Raw genomic sequence first — 18,211 nt, forward strand, 5'->3', positions numbered from 1 at the left:
CATTCTGTATAGGAAATATCCTCGACAGAATAGCGTTTTAGAGGACGCAGCGTCCGGGATGTTTACGCCCCCGCAGCCCGAAACAGGTGGGAGCTGGCAAGCCAGGCTCCCAATGCGGTTCAGCGCACGCTGCTGTCGAAGCGGCTCACGTCAGTCAGTTCCAGTACCAGTTCATCGCCGACATTCAGCGGGCCAACGCCTGCCGGGGTGCCGGTCATGATCACGTCGCCGGCTTGCAGCGAGAAACAGGCCGCCATGTGCTGGATCATCGGCACGATCGGATTGAGCATCAGCGCGCTGTTGCCGTCCTGGCGCACTTCACCATTGATGCTCAGGCGGATGCCAATGTCGGCCAGATCGGCGAAGGTGCAGCTCGGTACGAACGGGGCCAGCACGCAGGCGCCATCGAACGATTTGGCGATTTCCCATGGCAGGCCCTTGCCTTTGAGTTCGGCCTGCTTGTCGCGCAGGGTCAGGTCCAGTCCGGGCGCGAAGCCGGAGATAGCATCCAGCACTTCCTCGCGGCTTGGTTTGTTGGACAGGGCCTTGCCGATCAGCACCGAGATTTCTGCTTCGTAATGCACCGAGCCGCGCTCGGTGGGGATCGCAAAACCACCGTCCAGAGCCACGACACAACTGCCCGGCTTGATAAACAGCAGGGGCTCGGTGGGGATCGGGTTATCCAGCTCTTTGGCGTGCTCGGCATAGTTGCGTCCGATGCACACCACCTTGCCGATTGGAAAGTGAATCCGGGTACCGTCGACATACTGGTGCTGATAGCTCATGGACCGCTCCGCTGGGGATTCAAGGGTGAAACCAACCCTGCAGGAGTCAGCGCTAAAGCTCGTTCCTGCAGGGGGCATTGTTAGTTAAATCGCAAAAATCTTGCCCGGGTTCATGATGCCGTTCGGGTCGAACACGGCCTTGAGTGCTTTCATGTACTCGATTTCGACCGGCGAGCGGCTGTAGGTCAGGTAGTCACGTTTGGTCATGCCCACGCCGTGTTCGGCAGAGATGGAACCGTTGTACTTCTCGACGGTTTCAAATACCCACTTGTTCACCGTCGCGCACTTGGCGAAGAACTCGTCCTTGCTCAGGTTTTCCGGCTTGAGGATGTTCAGGTGCAGGTTGCCGTCGCCAATGTGGCCGAACCAGACGATTTCGAAGTCCGGGTAGTGTTCGCCGACGATGGCGTCAATTTCCTTTAGAAATGCCGGGACTTTCGATACGGTGACCGAAATGTCGTTTTTGTATGGCGTCCAGTGGGAAATGGTTTCGGAGATGTATTCGCGAAGTTTCCACAGATTTTGCAGCTGGGTCTCGCTCTGGCTCATCACGCCATCCAGCACCCAGCCCTGCTCCATGCAGTGCTCGAAGGTTTCCAGCGCGGCATTGGCCACTTCTTCAGTGGTGGCTTCAAATTCCAGCAGGGCATAGAACGGGCAATCGGTCTCGAACGGCGAGGGTACATCGCCGCGGCCCATCACTTTGGCCAGAGCCTTGTCGGAGAAGAACTCAAAGGCTGTCAGATCCAGCTTGCTCTGGAAGGCGTGCAGCACGGGCATGATCGAATCGAAATCGGCCGTACCCAACACCATCGCCGTCAGGTTTTTCGGCGCACGGTCCAGGCGCATGGTGGCTTCGACCACAAAACCCAGGGTGCCCTCGGCGCCGATAAACAGCTGGCGCATGTCGTAGCCGGTGGCGTTCTTGATCAGGTCCTTGTTGAGCTCGAGCACATCGCCCTTGCCGGTCACGACTTTCATCCCCGCCACCCAGTTGCGGGTCATGCCGTAGCGGATAACCTTGATCCCGCCGGCATTGGTGCCGATATTGCCGCCAATCTGGCTGGAGCCGGCCGAGGCAAAATCCACCGGGTAGTACAGGCCGTTTTCTTCCGCCAGGTTCTGCAGATGCGCGGTGACCACACCGGGCTGACAGACCACGGTGCGGTCCGTCAGGTTGATGTCCAGCACCTGGTTCATGTAGTCAAACGACACCACCACTTCGCCATTGGCCGCCACGGCTGCCGCCGACAAACCCGTACGGCCGCCCGACGGTACCAGGGCGATCTTGCGCTCATTGGCCCAGCGCACAATGGCCTGTACTTGCTCAGTGGTTTTGGGGAACACGATGGCCAGCGGGGCCGGGGCGAAATGCTTGGTCCAGTCCTTGCCAAAAGCGTTGAGGGAGTCAGCGTCGGTCAAGACCTTGCCAGGCTCTACCAGGGACTTTAGCTCTTCAATCAAGACTGGATGGGTCATCAACAGAACTCTCGAACAATTCATGGTCATCCTGAGAACGCTTCACGTCGCAGGTATGGGTGTTTAGCGGGGCGCTTATGCTAGCATACGACCCCCCCGTAGAATCGAGCCGTAGGACGATTCTCGGTGCCGGTCTTCACGCCGGACAGGTCAGCTCTCGCTGTCCATTCCCTGCCATTTTTTCTCTGGGACACAGGTTTACGCAGATGAGCAAGACTTCTCTCGATAAGAGCAAGATCAAGTTCCTTCTTTTGGAAGGCGTCCACCAATCCGCTGTTGAAGTACTCAAGTCTGCCGGTTACACCAGCATCGAGTACATCACCAGTTCCTTGCCTGAAGCCCAGCTGAAGGAAAAGATCGCTGATGCCCACTTTATCGGCATCCGTTCTCGTACCCAGCTGACCGAAGAAGTGTTCGATTGCGCCAAGAAACTGGTCGCTGTTGGTTGTTTCTGCATCGGCACCAACCAGGTCGACCTCAACGCTGCTCGCGAACGCGGTATCGCTGTTTTCAACGCGCCTTACTCCAACACCCGTTCGGTGGCCGAGTTGGTGCTGGCTGAAGCGATCCTGTTGTTGCGTGGCATCCCTGAGAAAAACGCTTCCTGCCACCGCGGTGGCTGGATCAAAAGTGCAGCCAACTCCTTCGAAATCCGGGGCAAGAAACTGGGTATCGTCGGTTATGGCTCGATCGGTACGCAATTGTCGGTATTGGCCGAAGGCCTGGGCATGCAGGTGTTCTTCTATGACACCGTGACCAAGCTGCCGTTGGGTAACGCGACCCAGGTTGGCAATCTGCACGAACTGTTGGGCATGTCCGACATCGTGACTCTGCACGTACCTGAAACCGCAGCCACCCAGTGGATGATCGGCGAGAAAGAAATTCGCGCCATCAAGAAGGGCGGGATTCTGATCAACGCCGCACGTGGCACCGTGGTTGAGCTGGACGCCCTGGCTGACGCGATCAAGGACAAGCACCTGATCGGCGCCGCTATCGACGTGTTCCCGGTTGAGCCGCGCTCCAACGACGACGTGTTCGAAAGCCCGCTGCGTGGCCTGGACAACGTGATCCTGACCCCGCACATCGGCGGTTCCACCGCTGAAGCGCAAGCCAACATCGGTCTGGAAGTGGCAGAGAAGCTGGTCAAGTACAGCGACAACGGTACTTCGGTATCGTCCGTGAACTTCCCGGAAGTTGCCCTGCCGGCTCACCCTGGCAAGCACCGTTTGCTGCACATCCACCAGAACATCCCGGGTGTGATGAGCGAGATCAACAAGGTCTTCGCCGAAAACGGTATCAACATCTCCGGCCAGTTCCTGCAAACCAACGAGAAAGTTGGCTATGTAGTGATCGACGTCGACGCCGAGTCTTCGGACCTGGCGCAAGAGAAGCTGCAAACCATCAACGGCACCATCCGTTGCCGCGTTCTGTTCTAAGACGCGGGTCAATAAAAAGGGAGACCCTTGGGTCTCCCTTTTTTATGCGCGGTAAAAACTACTTCACATTGACGGTGATTTTTTTCGAAACCACGGCAGGCTCAAACGGTACGTGGTTTTTGTCGCCCAGTTCCAGTTGCAGGGTGTGCTTGCCCGGGGTCAGCGTTACTTCGGTTTCGACCTGGCCTTTGCCGAAATGCACGTGGTTGGCGTCTGCCGGGATTGGCATGGCGGCGGCAGGCAGCTTGTCGACATCGATCAGCAGATGGTGGTGGCCAGTATTTGCGGTCTGGTCGCCAGCCGGTGCAATGGCGACGTTTTTGGCGCCGAACTTGACGGTGAAGGTTTTATCCACAGTGGCGCCGTCAGCGGGGGAGACGATGAATACTTCGGCGTCTTTAGGTGCCGGGGTAGTCGGCATGCCGGCAGCCGTGGCCATGACCGAGGCGCCCATCAATACAGAAGCCAACGCAACACGAGACAATAGAGCTTTCATTTTTTTCTCCGTTTTTTACAAAATGCTCAGGCTTAGGACAACTTTGAGCGGATCTGTTGTCCAACGCCGCAATTGACCAACATAAAGCAAAGCGGACGCCAGTTGCGAATCGCTTGCATCAAATTCAAAGGAGTGACCATGCGTTTTCTGCCGGGCCTGATGCTTTTACTGCCATTGGCGAGTCCTTTTGTCCAAGCCGAATTGATCGACGATGTGAATGACCGGGGCGAACTGCGTATCGCCCTCGAGGCTGACCTGCCTCCCTTCAGCTTCAAGCAGGACGGTCGTTTGACCGGTTTCGACGTCGAACTGGGCGAGTTACTGGCCAAGGAGCTGGAAGTGACTCCCTCGATTCTCATCACCGACAGCAATGACCTGCTGCCGGGCGTTGAAAGCGGTAAATACGATGTAGCAATCAATCACATTGCTTTGACCCCGGAACTGCAGGATCGGTTCGATTTCAGCGAGCCTTACAGCTATACCGCTGCGCAGTTGATCGTGCGGCAGGAAGAACAGCGTTCGCTCAACACCCCGGGCACCCTCAAGGGCCAGCTCTTAGGCGTAGCCCAGGGCAGCCAGTTTGTCGAGCAGGTGCGTACCGGTCAGGCAGGGGAAGTGCACAGCTACCCGGATGCCCATCAGTCATTGGTGGCGTTGGTGAACAAACAACTGGATGCAGCGGTCAGTGACCGTTTGCTGACCCCGTATGCGATTCGCGATAGCCGGTTGCCGGTGAAGGAAGGTGCAACCATGGGGCCTGTAGTAGCGCTGGCGATTCCCTTCCAGAAGGGCAATCCGGCGTTCCAGACCAGCCTGGACAATGCCTTGCAGCGGATCAAGGCCGATGGTCGCCTCAAAGCCCTGTCGCAAAAATGGTTCGGTCTGGATGCCACCAAGCCCTGAGGCGGCCCCGGGCCCTGCAGGCGCTGGCTTGCCAGCGATGCAGGCGACCGGTGTTGATCCTGTCGCCCGCAAGCCGGCAGGGTCGTGGGCCCTATTCGCGCAACCCCTTCACATCTGCTGCCTTCACATCCCCACCTTTATTGCCCCAGCTGGTGCGGATGAAATTGACCACGTCAGCGACTTCCTGATCCGACAACCGCCAGTCAAAAGCCGGCATGGTGAAGGTCGACGGCGCCGTATGGGTTGCCGGCAGCGTCCCGCCTTTGAGCACGATATGAATCAGCGACGTCGGGTCGTCTGACAGCAGCACCGGGTTCCCCGCCAACGCCGGGAAGACCCGGGTATAACCGTGCCCGTCAGTGCGATGGCAGGCAGCGCAGTTGTCGATATACACCGCCGCACCGCGCTTGCTGTCATCGCCGTTCCACAAGGCATCGGCGACTGCCGGATCGTATTGATGCGGCATGTCCGCCGCGTCCACTGCCGGCAGCGATTTCAGGTAGCGGGCAATGGCTGTCAGGTCGGCTTCGGACATGTACTGCATGCTATGCACAATCACATCGCTCATGCCGCCAAACACCGCACTGCGGTCACTGCGACCGGTCTTCAGAAACTGCACCAGTTGTTCTTCGTTCCAGCTGCCCAGGCCATCTTTGTGGTCACCGCGCAGGTTCTTCGCAATCCAGCCTTCCAGCGGTGCGCTGCCTGACAAAAACGCGCTGCTGTCGCCCGCACTCAAGGCTTTTTCCTGCATGGTCAGTGCCCGTGGTGTATGGCATGCACCGCAATGCCCAAGGCCTTCCACCAGATAAGCACCGCGGCTCACTACAGGGTCTTGCCCGGTAACCGGGGTGAAGTCGGCAACGGCCGGTGCGAACGTCCAGCGCCACATCGCCAGCGGCCAGCGCATGCTCAGCGGCCAGGGAATATCGACCGCCTTGTTTTCTTGCGCGACAGGTTTTACCCCGTTCATGAAGTAGGCATACAACGCCTGCATGTCGGTTTCAGTGACCCGGGCGTAGGACGGATAAGGCATGGCCGGGTACAGGGTGTCGCCATTTTTGGCGATGCCATGGCGTACGGCCTTGTCGAAATCGTCAAAGCTGTAGGCGCCGATGCCGCTTTTGTCCGGGGTGATGTTGGTTGAATAAATCATGCCAATCGGGGTTTCCATTGGCAGCCCTCCGGCGAACGGCTTGCCATCCTTGGCCGTGTGGCATGCCACGCAGTCACCGGCACGGGCCAGATATTCACCTTGCTTGATCAGCGTCTGCTGATCTTCCTGCGCGGCCACTGCCGAGAAACTGCCCAGCAGGGCCAGGGTCGCGATAACAATTGCTTTCATGCTCATCGCTCCTTATGCCTGAACCAGCGGGCCGGGGTTTTTCAGGTACTGCTCGCGGATCGCCCGGGCCGACCAGTAGGTCAACGCGGCAACCAGACCTGTCGGGTTGTAGCCCAGGCCCTGGGGGAACGCCGATGCGCCGGGGACAAATACGTTATGCACGTCCCAGCTCTGCAAGTAGCGGTTCAGGGCACTGGTTTTCGGATCGGTACCCATGATTGCGCCACCGTTCAGGTGAGTGGTCTGGTAGGACGCGGTGTTGAAGTGATCCCCGACTTTTTTGCCGATGGCGGCGATGGCTTTGGGGTTCATCGCTTCGGCGATCTTGCCCATTTTTTCCATCATGAAACGGTTCATCTTGATGTCGTTTTCCTGCCAGTCGAACGTCATCCGCAGCAATGGCTGACCGTAGGAGTCGCGATATACGGGGTCGAGATCGAGGTAGTTGCAGCGGTAAGACTGATGGGCACCATGTGAGTCCATCGACACCTGATGGGTGTAGTAATCCGCTGTGGCGCGCTTCCAGGCGCTGCCCCATGCCGGCGTGCCGGGCGGGTTCGAGGTGCCGGCAATCGGCCGGCTGCCCGCCTGATTGACCCACATCGGCGAGCCACCGACGAAGCCGTGGGGCCCGTGGTCGAAGTTGTCCGCGTTGAAGTCGTCCACCGCCACGCCGTTGCCGCCAGCGCCGATGAAATTGTTGGTGTGCACGTCCTTGTCGAAGTAGGCCTTGATGGTGCCCATGTTCTGGTAGGCGAAGTTACGCCCCACCACGCCTTCATTGGTGATCGGGTCGTAAGGCTTGCCAATCCCCGAGAGCAGCATCAAGCGCACGTTGTGGAACTGGAACGCCCCGAGAATCACCAGATCCGCCGGTTGCTCGATTTCCCGGCCCAGTGCATCGATGTACGTCACGCCAGTGGCTTTGCTTTTGCTGCTGTCCAGATTGACCCGGATTACATGGGCGTTGGGGCGCAGTTCAAAGTTCGGCAGCGGTTTGAGCGCCGGCAGAATGTTCACGTTGGGCGAGGCTTTGGAGTACATGTAGCACACGTAACCGCTGCAAAAACCGCAGAAGTTGCACGGCCCCATCTGTGCGCCATAGGGGTTGGTGTAAGGCCCCGAGGTGTTGGCCGACGGCAGGTTGTAGGGTTTGTACCCCACCTCATTGGCCGCTTTCTGAAACAGCTGTGCGGATACGGTGTTTTTTTGCGAGACCAGCGGAAAATGGTCTGAGCGATCCGGCGCGTAAGGGTTGCCGCCATTGTCTTTGCCGACCAGCTGACCTTTGACGGTCCAGGCCTGGCCCGAGGTGCCGAAGACTTTTTCTGCGTAGTCGAAAAACGGCTCCAGCTCTTCGTAGCTGACACCGAAGTCCTGGATGGTCATGTCTTTGGGGATAAAGTTTTTGCCGTAGCGTTCTTCGTAATGACTGCGCATCCGCAGTTCAATAGGGTCCACCCGGAAATGCACGCCCGACCAGTGCAAACCTGCACCGCCCACGCCGTTACCGGGCAGAAACGCGCCCAACTGGCGATTGGGCAAGGCCACGTCATTCACGCTGTGGCGGATGGTGACGGTTTCTTTCGATACATCCTGAAAGAGCTTCTTGCGCACGCTGTAGGTGAGCTCGTCTATCACCTGCGGATAGTTGCCGTCCGGGTAGGTGTCCTGCATCGGGCCTCGTTCCAGGGCCACAACATTCAGGCCGGCTTCTGTCAGCTCTTTGGCCATGATCGAGCCGGTCCAGCCGAAACCGACGATAACTGCATCAACTTTTTTCATAACGGTCGACATGCTCAAGCCCTCTCGCCGCGAATGGATACTGCCGGGAAGGGGTACGGCTCGTTGCGTTCAACCCAGTCCATGAAATCAGCGCGGGCGCCGGGAAAGCCGATCATGGTCCAGCCGACCATGCCTTTGTTGCCACCGTGGATCGGGTCGCAGAAGAAGCCTTCCTTGGTGTTTTGTAGCAAAAAGCTGAAAAACATCTTGGCCGGAACGCTCTCGAATTCAGGGGTACCAGCTTCCAGCTGTTTCAGCACATTGTCTCGGGTAGCGCTGTCTAGCCCAGCAAATGTTGAGTTATAGGCCTTTTTGCAAAGCTCCTCCGTTGCAGCAATACCCAGGCGATAAATCTGTTTGGGCACCAGCTTGCTCTGCCAGCCCATTTCCGGGGCAGCGTCTGCATTGAACGGACCTTGCATGAACCACAGGGCACCGCTGGCATAGGGGGTGTTCATCTGCCGATCGATATATTCCGGTACGCCAGCTTCCAGGGCGCCAGGGCCTTGTTCGTCAGCCGGGATCAAGCGCGCCACGGCGGCGTTCACAAACGCCCACTCTTCAGCACTGAAGTAAGTCGGCTCATAGGCGCTGGCCGGAGTCGCAGGGCGCTTCGCCGGCTCAGGTGCGGCGGCGGCAGGCGTAGCCATCAGCACTGAACCGCCAAGGCCGGTACTGGCGACGGTAACCACCGGGATCAGGGTCAGGGTTTTGCGTAAAAACTCACGCCGCGGGTTGTCTTGGTCAGACATGGGGGAGCACCTCATCGGGCAATCACGGGTTTCAGCTGCTCGGTGGCAGCTTGTCGTTTTGGCGGCGGTTTGGAGCGGAGTCGATCCGTTTACAGAACACGCAGGCAACTATTAGTTACAAATTCTAACAGGCTGGGACAGCTGATGAATCGTTTCATGCGTAATTTTGCCGCACCGGTAGTGGCACGGTGCTTTACCGTCTTCACGAAATTTTGACAAACGGCTCACAGAGTTTTGATCGGGCTTAACTCAATCTGACCCCATACCCCCTTAATTACTGTGATGTGGTCTGACTGACATGCCCAAAGCCCGGTTTCTCCCTGCCCTGTGCCTGACATTACTGGCTGCGTTCGCGTTGCCCCAGGCCCAGGCCGATGAAGCGACCCCGGCCCGTCCGGCTCAGTGGGCACAACCCGTTGCTGTGCAGTACAACCTGTATCAAATGTCCCCGACGCTGTATCGCAGTGCATTGCCCGATGGCGAAGCCCAGGCTTTGCTGGAAAATTTGAAGATCGGCACCGTGATCAATTTTTTGAAGGAGCCGGATGAAACCTGGCTCAAGACCCCTGGCGTCTTACAAGTTCAGTTGCCTTATCGCACTAACCATGTGGATGACGCCGATGTCCTGGCCGCCCTGCGCGCCATTCAGACCGCACAAGCCCGGGGGCCGGTGTTGATGCACTGCAAGCACGGGGTGGACCGCACTGGACTGATGGCGGCGATGTACCGGGTGGTCGTGCAGGACTGGAGCAAAGAAGACGCCCTGAAAGAAATGACCCAGGGTGGCTTTGGCCAGAACTCACACTTCGAGGATGGTGCGAAGTACATGATGCAGGCCGATATCCCGCAGCTGCGCACAGCCTTGAGCAAAGGTGCCTGCAGTACCAGCCCGTTTGCTGCATGCGTGGTGAAGGGCTGGTTGAAATCCGCCTAAGCCCGGGTTGTCCACTGCTGCAAGGCCGCCCGGCGCTGCAGCAGCGGCAATTTACCGAGCTTTTCTACCTCGGCATAAAACACCTGCCAGTCACCTCCCGAGTGTTTGAACAGGGCGGCAAAGGCGGGCACCCACTGGTCGTACAGGCCGAATGGCAAAAGCTTGGCATTATTCATCGGCGAATTTATCCACAGGTCATACCGGTTATTACCGGCCCATTGGTGGTCGCGTAACTGACGGTATTCCCTGCGCAGTCGTTCAAATTCCGCTGCTTTTCGCTGGCGCATTTCAGCTGCCGGCAAGGGCTGGGCGTACAGCTGTTGCAGGCGTTTGCGGGTGTCCAGCACCAGCCCCATGAATTGCTCGCGTTGCTCCAGCCCCGCGCTGCCGGAGGGTGGCAAGCCCTGATAGGTGCGCCATTGGCGAGTGCCTTGCTGTTCCACGAAGCTGGCGAAAGACTCATTGAACTCGGTGTCGTCCTTCAGATAAAAACGCTGATGGGCCAGTTCATGAAAAATCAGGGTGGCCAGTCGCTCATCGCCCCAGTTGAGCATGCTGTTGAGAATTGGATCATCAAACCAGCCCAGGGTTGAATAGGCTTCGACGCCACTGACAAGCACGTCCATGCCTTGCTGACGCTGCAGGGCCGCCGCGCCGCGTGCGGCCCCTTGGGCGTAGTAGCCGCGGTAAGCCACGCACCCGGCAATCGGGAAGCAATGGGTGACGGGGTTCAGGGAAAACTCCGCGGTGGCAAACACGTTCCACACCACGTAAGGCCGTTTCAGGTCGACATACAGGCGATAGCTCTGGTTGTCCGGCAGGTGCAAATGCTGACTGGCGAAGGTTCTCGCGGCCTGGGCTTTTGCCAGGTGCTCACGTAATGCAGGCGGTTGTTGCGGGTCGGCAATGACCGTAGCTACCGGTTTGCGGGCTTTTAATATCTGCCATTGGCCGTCGGCCAGTTGCGAGTAATACGCTGCACTGGAACAGCCATTGAGCAGGGGCAACAACACAAGGGCGAAGAGGCAGCGAGTGAGCGGCGTCATGGGACGGTCCAGTGGGATAATGGGCCAAGACTAATCGCAATCCCCTGTAGGTGCAGCCGGTCGACGCCCGATTGCCTGGGTTTTGAATAAGCTGGCGCCTGCAGCGGGGTAGCCTGGCATCAGGCTATGCTCATACTTTGATCCCACCTGGAATTCGCCATGCGCACCTTTCTGCTACTGCCGATGGCCTGCCTGCTGAGTGCCTGTGCCAGCACGCCATTGCCTGCCGTCGACCCCGCCAAGGCGTGGATCGACCTGGAAACACAAACCGGAAAACTGGTAATGGCCGAGCGCCTGGATAATCAGCGCCTGAACGACGGACGTTACTTTCAAGTAACGCCAGGCAGTCACGAACTGATGGTGCGATTCGATTTTGAAGTCTTTGTTGGCGGCATGGGTATGTTCAGCGACCCGCAGGAGCGCTTGTGCTACATCACGCTCAATTACGACAATTTCCAGCCCGGCCAGCGTTACCGGTTGCAGGCGCGCTCTTTGGGGTTCAACGCTTACGCCCGGCTATACAACGCCGAGGGCAAGGTGCTGAGCGAAGAGAGGCTGGTTAACTGTTTGCCTTGAGGTCAGGCGTCGTTCTTTTGATAGATGATCTTTTTGCTGCCGTTTTCGCACGTACCCACCACCATGTTCTGGTCGTGAACTTCATCGTTGGTCACGATTTCAAGGGTGTAGGACGACACGTTGTTGGCCTGGATCTTGGCTTCGATCTCGGCTTTAAGTTCTTCACACGGCTTTGGCGCGGCCAGTGCCGAAGTGGCCATGGCGCAGCAGATAACAGCTAGAGCAAAACGTTTCATGATGAGACTCCCTTGGGACAGAACGCAAAGTCATGATCTGACGCGACGAACGATCATACGATCACATCTCACCGCGTGCATGACTGATCTGTGGCAGCCATTTGCCTGCTGTCCTGGCCTGCGCGGCTCCGGTCATGGCGACCGGAGCGCACGTGTGTCATCAACCCGCCGGATTAACCCACCAGGGTGGCATCGAGGGTGATTTTGGCATTCAGCACTTTGGACACCGGGCAACCTTCTTTGGCCTTTTTGGTCGCTTCCTCGAATTGTGCCTGGGTCGCCCCCGGCACCTTGGCTTTAAGCGTCAGATGCACGGCAGTGATCCCGTAGCCGCCTTCGACCTTGTCGAGGGAAACCTCAGCCTGGGTGTCGATACTGTCCGGCTTGAGCCCGGCCTCACCGAGAATCATCGACAGGGCCATGGAGAAGCAACCGGCATGGGCCGCGCCAATCAGCTCTTCAGGGTTGGTGCCCTTGCCGCCTTCGAAACGGGCCTTGAAGCCATACGGCGCCTTGTTCAGAACCCCGGTTTCAGTGGAGATGGAGCCGATGCCGGTTTTGACATCGCCTTCCCAATGCGCCGATGCCGTTTTTTTAATAGTCATGCGTGCCTCCTGAAGAACGGCATGAAAGATTTCACACCTTGACTGGATGTGTGAGGGGAGTCGGGCTCACAAAGTTCATCTTCTCTGACCAATCGTCTTTTTTAGTCGCTCAATTGATGGCTTGCCATTGAAACTCGGGTATATGCCCATATTGCTAAAGCACTGGCAGGTTTTGGCGAGCGTCACGGCCTGCGTCCAATTAGGAGAAGCCGGCTCATGACACGATTGTCCGATGTTAAATTCTCGACCCTCGACCTGGTGCCTGTGCGTGAAAATGGCAGCGCCGCCCAGTCGTTGCACAATTCGCTGGACCTGGCGCAGCACGTAGAAAAGTTTGGCTATAACCGTTTCTGGGTGGCCGAACACCACAACATGGACGGCATCGCCAGCTCGGCGACCTCGGTGCTGATTGGCTACCTGGCCGGCGGCACCTCGACCATTCGCGTCGGTTCAGGCGGGGTGATGTTGCCCAATCATGCGCCCCTGGTGATCGCTGAACAGTTCGGCACCCTTGAAAGCCTGTATCCGGGCCGGATTGATCTGGGCCTTGGGCGTGCGCCGGGCTCCGACCAGATGACCGCCCGGGCCTTGCGCCGCGAGCGCTCCGGCAGTTCGGATGACTTTCCTGAAGATGTGGCCGAGCTGATGCGCTATCTGGGCCCGCGAACCCCGGATCAGCGGGTCATCGCAATGCCGGGCACTGGGACTAATGTGCCGGTATGGTTGCTCGGTTCCAGCCTGTTCAGTGCGCAATTGGCCGGTGAACGCGGTCTGCCCTACGCCTTCGCATCACATTTCGCCCCGCGGATGATGCACGAAGCGATTCGCGTTTATCGCAATCACTTCAAGCCGTCAGCGACCCTCGACAAACCCTATGTGATGCTGGGTGTGCCACTGGTGGCGGCCGATACCGACGAGCAGGCCGAGTACCTGTCCACCTCGGTGCTGCAGCGGATTCTGGCGTTGATGCGCGGGCAAAGTCTGGTGCAGCGTGCGCCGGTGGACTCGATGGATGGCTTGTGGCTGCCCCATGAGAAAGAAGCGGTGATGAGCTTTCTGGGCCTGGCGATGGTTGGCAGTCCAGAGAAAATCCGCGCCAGACTCGAAGTGCTGATTGAGCAAACCGGGGCGGACGAGCTGATCTTCACCTGTGATCTGTATGAGCACGCGGATCGCATTCGCTCATATGAACTGCTGGCCCAGGTGATGAAACAGGACTGACCTGCAGAAGCGGGCTGATGGCCACAAAAAAGCCGACCCCGGGGTCGGCTTTTTTGCCTGCGCAGGTTTAACCGCGCTTGTAGACGATGTCCTTGGTGCCTGCTTCGCAGGAACCTACTACTTTTCCGTCCGTCGCCGTGCCTTTGTCCACTACCGTCAGCGAATAATGACGAGCGCCATTGGCCTCAATCTTCGCTGCGATTTCGCTTTTCACTGTTTCGCAAGGTTTGCCAGCTGCGAACGCTGTTCCAGCAAGACTCAGCAAACCTATAGCCAATAAAAACTTTTTCATCGGTCACATTCCCCGGTCGAAACTAAAAGGGTGCAACGCATGTACTGCGTTGCACCCAGACGGTGTAGCGGAGTTTATGGCAAACGGCCAGTCGATCAGCCCTAAAGGATGATGCGGCTCAACTGCTGGCAATCCGGAAGCCGACCTTGAGGGTGACCTGATAGTGGCCCACCTTGCCGTCCTTGACGTGGCCCCGGGTATCGATCACCTCGAACCATTCTATGTGTTTGATGCTTTTGTTGGCCTCTGCCAGTGCATTACCGATGGCGTCTTCTATGCTGCTCGGGGACGAGCCTACCAGTTCGATTTTCTTGTAGGTGTGATGGTCAGACATAACGTTCTCCTTTGTCGTAGATCAAAGCCTAGCAGCGATTGTGCTCAATACTTTGTAGGCGACAGGAAACGAAAAGTTCAGACCGACTGCACTTTTGTGGCACCCCGGAGTCGGAGTTAACACGTACCTCACTCATCAATGCAGGAGAGCCCTAATGGCTAGCAATTCCTTACGTAAAGCCTCATTGCAAAGCATGGAAGCTGAGATCGAGAGCCTGCTCAAGTCTCTGGAAAGCCTGAAGCACGACGCTTCTGACGAGTCCAAAAAAACCTTGAGTGCCCTCAAAGGCAACGCAGAGAATGCGCTGAAACATTCACGTCACCTGATCAGCGATGCTTACGAAGAGGTCAAGGACAAAACGCGGGAAACCGCTGTCGCCACCCGCGAGTATGCCCAAGAGCATCCGTATGCCACCGCTGGCGTTGCCATCGGCGCCCTGGGCCTGTTGGCCGCCTTCCTGATGTGCAAGCGCGGTAACTAATTATCCGCGCTGCGCCCAAGCTCAGTCTTGAGCCATTGCGCCAGTTGCCGGGCGCGTCCGTCTGCGGCGCGCTTGGGCAGCCATAACGCCAGCTGCGCCGGGGTTTGCTTGAAGCCCCAAGGTGCAGCCAGGCGTCCGGCCCGCAAGTCTTCAGCCACCAACGGCTCGGGGGCAATTGCCACACCCAGGCCTGCTACGGCGGCTTCGAGCAAGTAGTACAAGTGCTCAAACCCTTGTCCATATTTCAAATCTTTTGCCTGGATCGCGTTTTGCTGCGCCCAGCTTGGCCATGCCTGGGGCCTCGAAGTGGTGTGCAACAACGCTTCGTCCAGCAGGGCGCTCACGGGTGCCTGGCGCAGTTGCTCATAGCGGGCGTAACGCGGGCTGATCACCGGCCCGATCCGCTCGCTGGCCAGTTCATAGACCTGCATGTCGGCGGGCCAGGGTGGCTCGGCAAACAGCAGCAGGGCATCGAGCCCCGGGCGGCGCGGATCAAGGTCGCCTTCGCCGGCCGACAAGTGCAGGCGCAAGTCCGGCAGGTCGGCATTGAGCCGGCCCAGTCGAGGGATGAACCAGCGCGCCAGCAAACTGCCCGAGCAGCCAAGTACAAAGGGCGCATCGACATGGCTTTGCGTGAGTTCAGTGCACACATTACGCAGGCGGTCGAAGGCTTCGCTGCTGGCCTCACGCAGGCGCAAACCGGCATCCGTGAGCTTAAGACCGCGTCCTTCCTTGACGAACAGGCTGACGCCCAGGTGCTCTTCGAGCACTTTCAGTTGCCGACTGACGGCACCGTGGGTGACGTTCAGCTGTTCTGCCGCAAGGCTCACGCTGCTCAGCCTGGCAGTGGCTTCGAACGCGCGCAGGGCGTTCAGCGGGGGAAGGTCACGGCTCATGGTATCTGTGAGTTTTCCTGACAGGTTGCAGCGATCTTATCGGTTTTCATCCTCGGCTGTCGCGGTTAAAGTCAGGTCCATCGACCTTCGTACCTTTTTATCTGGAGCGTCCCATGACCCAATCCACTTTGCGTACCGGCCCTGATGCCAATGGCCTGTTTGGCTCATTCGGCGGCCGCTACGTGGCCGAAACCCTGATGCCGCTGATCCTTGATCTGGATCGCGAGTATGAGCTGGCCAAGACCGACCCCGAGTTCATTAAAGAGCTGGCCTATTTCCAGCGCGACTATGTCGGGCGCCCAAGCCCGCTGTATTACGCCGAGCGTCTGACCGAGTTCTGTGGCGGCGCCAAAATTTACCTCAAGCGCGAAGAGCTGAACCATACCGGCGCGCACAAGATCAACAACTGCATCGGCCAGATCCTGCTGGCGCGGCGCATGGGCAAAAAACGCATCATCGCCGAGACCGGCGCCGGCATGCACGGCGTGGCTACCGCCACCGTGGCCGCGCGCTTTGGTCTGCAGTGCGTGATCTACATGGGCACCACTGACATCGAACGCCAGCAGGCCAACGTGTTCCGCATGAAGCTGCTGGGCGCTGAAGTGATCCCGGTCGTGGCGGGCACCGGCACCCTCAAGGACGCGATGAACGAAGCGTTGCGCGACTGGGTGACCAACGTCGATGACACCTTCTATCTGATCGGTACTGTGGCGGGGCCGCACCCGTATCCGGCCATGGTCCGCGACTTCCAGGCCGTGATCGGCAAGGAAACCCGCGACCAGATGCAAGCTCAGGAAGGCCGTCTGCCCGACAGCCTGGTGGCCTGCATTGGCGGTGGGTCCAACGCGATGGGCCTGTTCCACCCGTTCCTGGATGACACCAGCGTCGAGATCATCGGCGTTGAAGCGGCGGGCTACGGTATCGAAACCGGCAAGCACGCAGCCAGCCTCAACGGCGGCGAACCGGGCGTGCTGCACGGCAACCGTACCTTCCTGTTGCAAGACGACGATGGCCAGATCATCGACGCACATTCGATTTCCGCCGGCCTGGACTACCCGGGTATCGGTCCCGAGCACGCCTGGTTGCATGATATCGGTCGCGTTGAGTACACCTCGGTGACTGACGAAGAAGCCCTCGATGCGTTCCATAAATGCTGCCGTCTTGAAGGCATCATCCCGGCGCTGGAAAGTGCCCATGCCCTGGCTGAAGTGTTCAAGCGTGCGCCGACCCTGCCAGCCGAGCACCTGATGGTGGTCAACCTGTCCGGCCGAGGCGACAAAGACATGCAAACCGTGATGCACCACATGGAACAGTCCCTGCAGGAGAAACACTGATGAGCCGCCTGCAAACGCGTTTTGCCGAACTCAAGGAACAAAACCGCGCTGCGCTGGTGACCTTCGTCACTGCCGGCGATCCGGATTACGACACCTCGCTGGCGATCCTCAAAGGCCTGCCTGCTGCTGGCGCCGATGTGATCGAGCTGGGCATGCCGTTCACCGACCCCATGGCGGATGGCCCGGCGATTCAGCTGGCCAATATCCGTGCCCTGGGAGCCAGGCAGAACCTGGCGAAAACCCTGCAAATGGTTCGCGAATTCCGTGAAGGCAACCACGACACACCGCTGGTGCTGATGGGTTACTTCAACCCGATTCACCACTATGGCGTGCCGCGGTTTATCGCTGAAGCCAAGGCAGCGGGCGTCGACGGCCTGATCGTGGTCGACATGCCGCCCGAGCACAACGCCGAGCTGTGCGACCCGGCGCAGGCTGCAGGTCTGGACTTTATCCGCCTGACCACCCCGACCACCGACGACGTGCGTCTGCCCAAAGTGCTGACCGGCAGCTCGGGCTTTGTGTACTACGTGTCCGTGGCGGGCGTGACCGGTGCCGGTTCGGCGACGACCGATCAGGTGCGTGAGGCGATTGAGCGTCTGCGCCGGCATACCGATTTGCCGATCAGTGTGGGCTTCGGCATCCGCACCCCGGAGCAAGCGGCAGCGATTGCCCGCCTGGCCGATGGCGTAGTGGTGGGCTCGGCCCTGATCGACAAAATCGAGAATGCAGCGACCCCGCAACAGGCGGTCGATGGTGTGTTGAGCCTGTGCGCGGCACTGGCTGAAGGTGTACGCAAGGCACGTCAGTAACCCTGTGGGAGCTGGCTTGCCAGCGATGCACCCCGGCGGTTGCCATCGCGAGGCAAGCTCGCTCCTACAGAATGCGGGGTGTTGCTAGCAGACCCCTGTGGGAGCTGGCTTGCCAGCGATGCGATCCAGCGGTTGCCATCGCGAGGCAAGCTCGCTCCTGCAGAATGCGGGGTGTCGCTAGCAGACCCTTGTGGGAGCTGGCTTGCCAGCGATGCGATCCAGCGGTTGCCATCGCGAGGCAAGCTCGCTCCTACAGAGTGCGGGGTGTTGCTAGCAGACCCTTGTGGAAGCTGGTTTGCCAGCGATGCGACCCGGCGGTTGCCATCGCGAGGCAAGCTCGCTCCTGCCGAATGCGGGGTGTTGCTAGCAGCCCCTGTGGGAGCTGGCTTGCCAGCGATGCGCCCCGGCGGTTGTCATCGCGAGGCAAGCTCGCTCCTACAGAGTGCGAGGTTTTGCTAGCAGACCC

The 18,211-nt window shown here is 58.8% G+C and carries 20 protein-coding genes; 8 read left to right on the plus strand and 12 right to left on the minus strand.

Annotated elements, in window-relative coordinates; translation table 11 throughout:
- Positions 1–119: 119 nt before the first annotated feature.
- Together FEZ21_RS04425 and FEZ21_RS04430 are read right to left on the minus strand one after the other, a co-directional pair.
- The gene (locus FEZ21_RS04425; RefSeq protein WP_010656776.1) at positions 120–785 is read right to left on the minus strand and encodes a fumarylacetoacetate hydrolase family protein; all 666 of its coding nucleotides are present in this window, start codon (positions 783–785) and stop codon (positions 120–122) included.
- Positions 786–869: 84 nt separating this feature from the next.
- The gene (locus FEZ21_RS04430; RefSeq protein ID WP_003437628.1) at positions 870–2,264 is read right to left on the minus strand and encodes an FAD-binding oxidoreductase; all 1,395 of its coding nucleotides are present in this window, start codon (positions 2,262–2,264) and stop codon (positions 870–872) included.
- 206 nt (positions 2,265–2,470) lie between these two features.
- Here FEZ21_RS04430 and serA point away from each other — a divergent pair, with 206 nt between their 5' ends.
- Complete coding sequence (gene serA / locus FEZ21_RS04435) at positions 2,471–3,700, plus strand: phosphoglycerate dehydrogenase (protein WP_003437626.1); 1,230 nt, start codon at positions 2,471–2,473, stop codon at positions 3,698–3,700.
- Between the two features lie 58 nt (positions 3,701–3,758).
- Here serA and FEZ21_RS04440 read toward each other — a convergent pair whose 3' ends face one another.
- Positions 3,759–4,196 carry a DUF4399 domain-containing protein gene (locus tag FEZ21_RS04440; protein WP_003437624.1) on the minus strand — a complete coding sequence of 146 codons (438 nt, stop codon included), beginning with the start codon at positions 4,194–4,196 and terminating at the stop codon, positions 3,759–3,761.
- A gap of 138 nt (positions 4,197–4,334) precedes the next feature.
- On the opposite strand from FEZ21_RS04440, the gene FEZ21_RS04445 reads away from it, so the two are divergent.
- Entirely contained in the window at positions 4,335–5,099 is a 765-nt protein-coding gene (locus tag FEZ21_RS04445) for a transporter substrate-binding domain-containing protein (RefSeq protein ID WP_003437621.1), read from the plus strand.
- Positions 5,100–5,190: 91 nt separating this feature from the next.
- On the opposite strand, the gene FEZ21_RS04450 is transcribed toward FEZ21_RS04445, so the two are convergent.
- The 3 genes from FEZ21_RS04450 to FEZ21_RS04460 are packed head-to-tail and all read right to left on the minus strand — an operon-like array spanning position 5,191 to position 8,981.
- A complete protein-coding gene (locus FEZ21_RS04450) occupies positions 5,191–6,444 on the minus strand; it encodes a cytochrome c (protein ID WP_003437619.1) in 1,254 nt (417 codons plus the stop codon).
- A 12-nt stretch (positions 6,445–6,456) separates the two neighbouring features.
- Positions 6,457–8,241: a GMC family oxidoreductase gene (locus FEZ21_RS04455; RefSeq protein WP_003437617.1), complete on the minus strand. Its 1,785-nt coding sequence runs from the start codon at positions 8,239–8,241 to the stop codon at positions 6,457–6,459.
- A 2-nt stretch (positions 8,242–8,243) separates the two neighbouring features.
- A complete protein-coding gene (locus FEZ21_RS04460) occupies positions 8,244–8,981 on the minus strand; it encodes a gluconate 2-dehydrogenase subunit 3 family protein (RefSeq protein WP_003437615.1) in 738 nt (245 codons plus the stop codon).
- A 298-nt stretch (positions 8,982–9,279) separates the two neighbouring features.
- Between FEZ21_RS04460 and FEZ21_RS04465 the strand changes: the two genes are divergently transcribed.
- Positions 9,280–9,915, plus strand: coding sequence for a dual specificity protein phosphatase family protein (locus FEZ21_RS04465; protein WP_160626518.1), 636 nt, complete (start codon positions 9,280–9,282; stop codon positions 9,913–9,915).
- Here FEZ21_RS04465 and FEZ21_RS04470 read toward each other — a convergent pair.
- Positions 9,912–10,961, minus strand: coding sequence for an aminopeptidase (locus tag FEZ21_RS04470; protein ID WP_010656779.1), 1,050 nt, complete (start codon positions 10,959–10,961; stop codon positions 9,912–9,914). The two genes, FEZ21_RS04465 and FEZ21_RS04470, sit on opposite strands and share 4 nt — an antisense overlap.
- Positions 10,962–11,120: 159 nt before the next feature.
- Here FEZ21_RS04470 and FEZ21_RS04475 point away from each other — a divergent pair, with 159 nt between their 5' ends.
- Positions 11,121–11,537 carry a hypothetical protein gene (locus tag FEZ21_RS04475; protein ID WP_003437607.1) on the plus strand — a complete coding sequence of 139 codons (417 nt, stop codon included), beginning with the start codon at positions 11,121–11,123 and terminating at the stop codon, positions 11,535–11,537.
- A gap of 2 nt (positions 11,538–11,539) precedes the next feature.
- On the opposite strand, the gene FEZ21_RS04480 is transcribed toward FEZ21_RS04475, so the two are convergent.
- Complete coding sequence (locus FEZ21_RS04480; protein WP_003437596.1) at positions 11,540–11,773, minus strand: DUF1161 domain-containing protein; 234 nt, start codon at positions 11,771–11,773, stop codon at positions 11,540–11,542.
- Positions 11,774–11,946: 173 nt separating this feature from the next.
- A complete protein-coding gene (locus FEZ21_RS04485; RefSeq protein WP_003437594.1) occupies positions 11,947–12,378 on the minus strand; it encodes an OsmC family protein in 432 nt (143 codons plus the stop codon).
- Between the two features lie 216 nt (positions 12,379–12,594).
- Between FEZ21_RS04485 and FEZ21_RS04490 the strand changes: the two genes are divergently transcribed.
- Positions 12,595–13,599 carry an LLM class flavin-dependent oxidoreductase gene (locus tag FEZ21_RS04490; RefSeq protein WP_003437593.1) on the plus strand — a complete coding sequence of 335 codons (1,005 nt, stop codon included), beginning with the start codon at positions 12,595–12,597 and terminating at the stop codon, positions 13,597–13,599.
- Between the two features lie 67 nt (positions 13,600–13,666).
- Here the strand turns inward: FEZ21_RS04490 and FEZ21_RS04495 are convergent, their stop codons facing one another.
- Entirely contained in the window at positions 13,667–13,891 is a 225-nt protein-coding gene (locus FEZ21_RS04495) for a DUF1161 domain-containing protein (RefSeq protein ID WP_003437590.1), read from the minus strand.
- A 118-nt stretch (positions 13,892–14,009) separates the two neighbouring features.
- A complete protein-coding gene (locus FEZ21_RS04500) occupies positions 14,010–14,225 on the minus strand; it encodes a dodecin (protein ID WP_003437588.1) in 216 nt (71 codons plus the stop codon).
- 154 nt (positions 14,226–14,379) lie between these two features.
- Here FEZ21_RS04500 and FEZ21_RS04505 point away from each other — a divergent pair, with 154 nt between their 5' ends.
- Complete coding sequence (locus FEZ21_RS04505; RefSeq protein ID WP_003437585.1) at positions 14,380–14,706, plus strand: YqjD family protein; 327 nt, start codon at positions 14,380–14,382, stop codon at positions 14,704–14,706.
- Here FEZ21_RS04505 and FEZ21_RS04510 read toward each other — a convergent pair.
- Positions 14,703–15,602 carry a LysR family transcriptional regulator gene (locus tag FEZ21_RS04510; protein WP_010656782.1) on the minus strand — a complete coding sequence of 300 codons (900 nt, stop codon included), beginning with the start codon at positions 15,600–15,602 and terminating at the stop codon, positions 14,703–14,705. The genes FEZ21_RS04505 and FEZ21_RS04510 overlap by 4 nt on opposite strands.
- 113 nt (positions 15,603–15,715) lie before the next feature.
- On the opposite strand from FEZ21_RS04510, the gene trpB reads away from it, so the two are divergent.
- Positions 15,716–16,936: a tryptophan synthase subunit beta gene (trpB, locus tag FEZ21_RS04515; RefSeq protein WP_160626519.1), complete on the plus strand. Its 1,221-nt coding sequence runs from the start codon at positions 15,716–15,718 to the stop codon at positions 16,934–16,936.
- Complete coding sequence (trpA, locus tag FEZ21_RS04520) at positions 16,936–17,745, plus strand: tryptophan synthase subunit alpha (protein ID WP_003437578.1); 810 nt, start codon at positions 16,936–16,938, stop codon at positions 17,743–17,745. Before trpB ends, trpA begins: the two co-directional genes overlap by 1 nt.
- Positions 17,746–18,211: the final 466 nt, after the last annotated feature.

The organism is Pseudomonas sp. 9.1(2019) (assembly GCF_009910445.1).
Taxonomy (GTDB): Bacteria; Pseudomonadota; Gammaproteobacteria; order Pseudomonadales; family Pseudomonadaceae; genus Aquipseudomonas; species Aquipseudomonas paraversuta.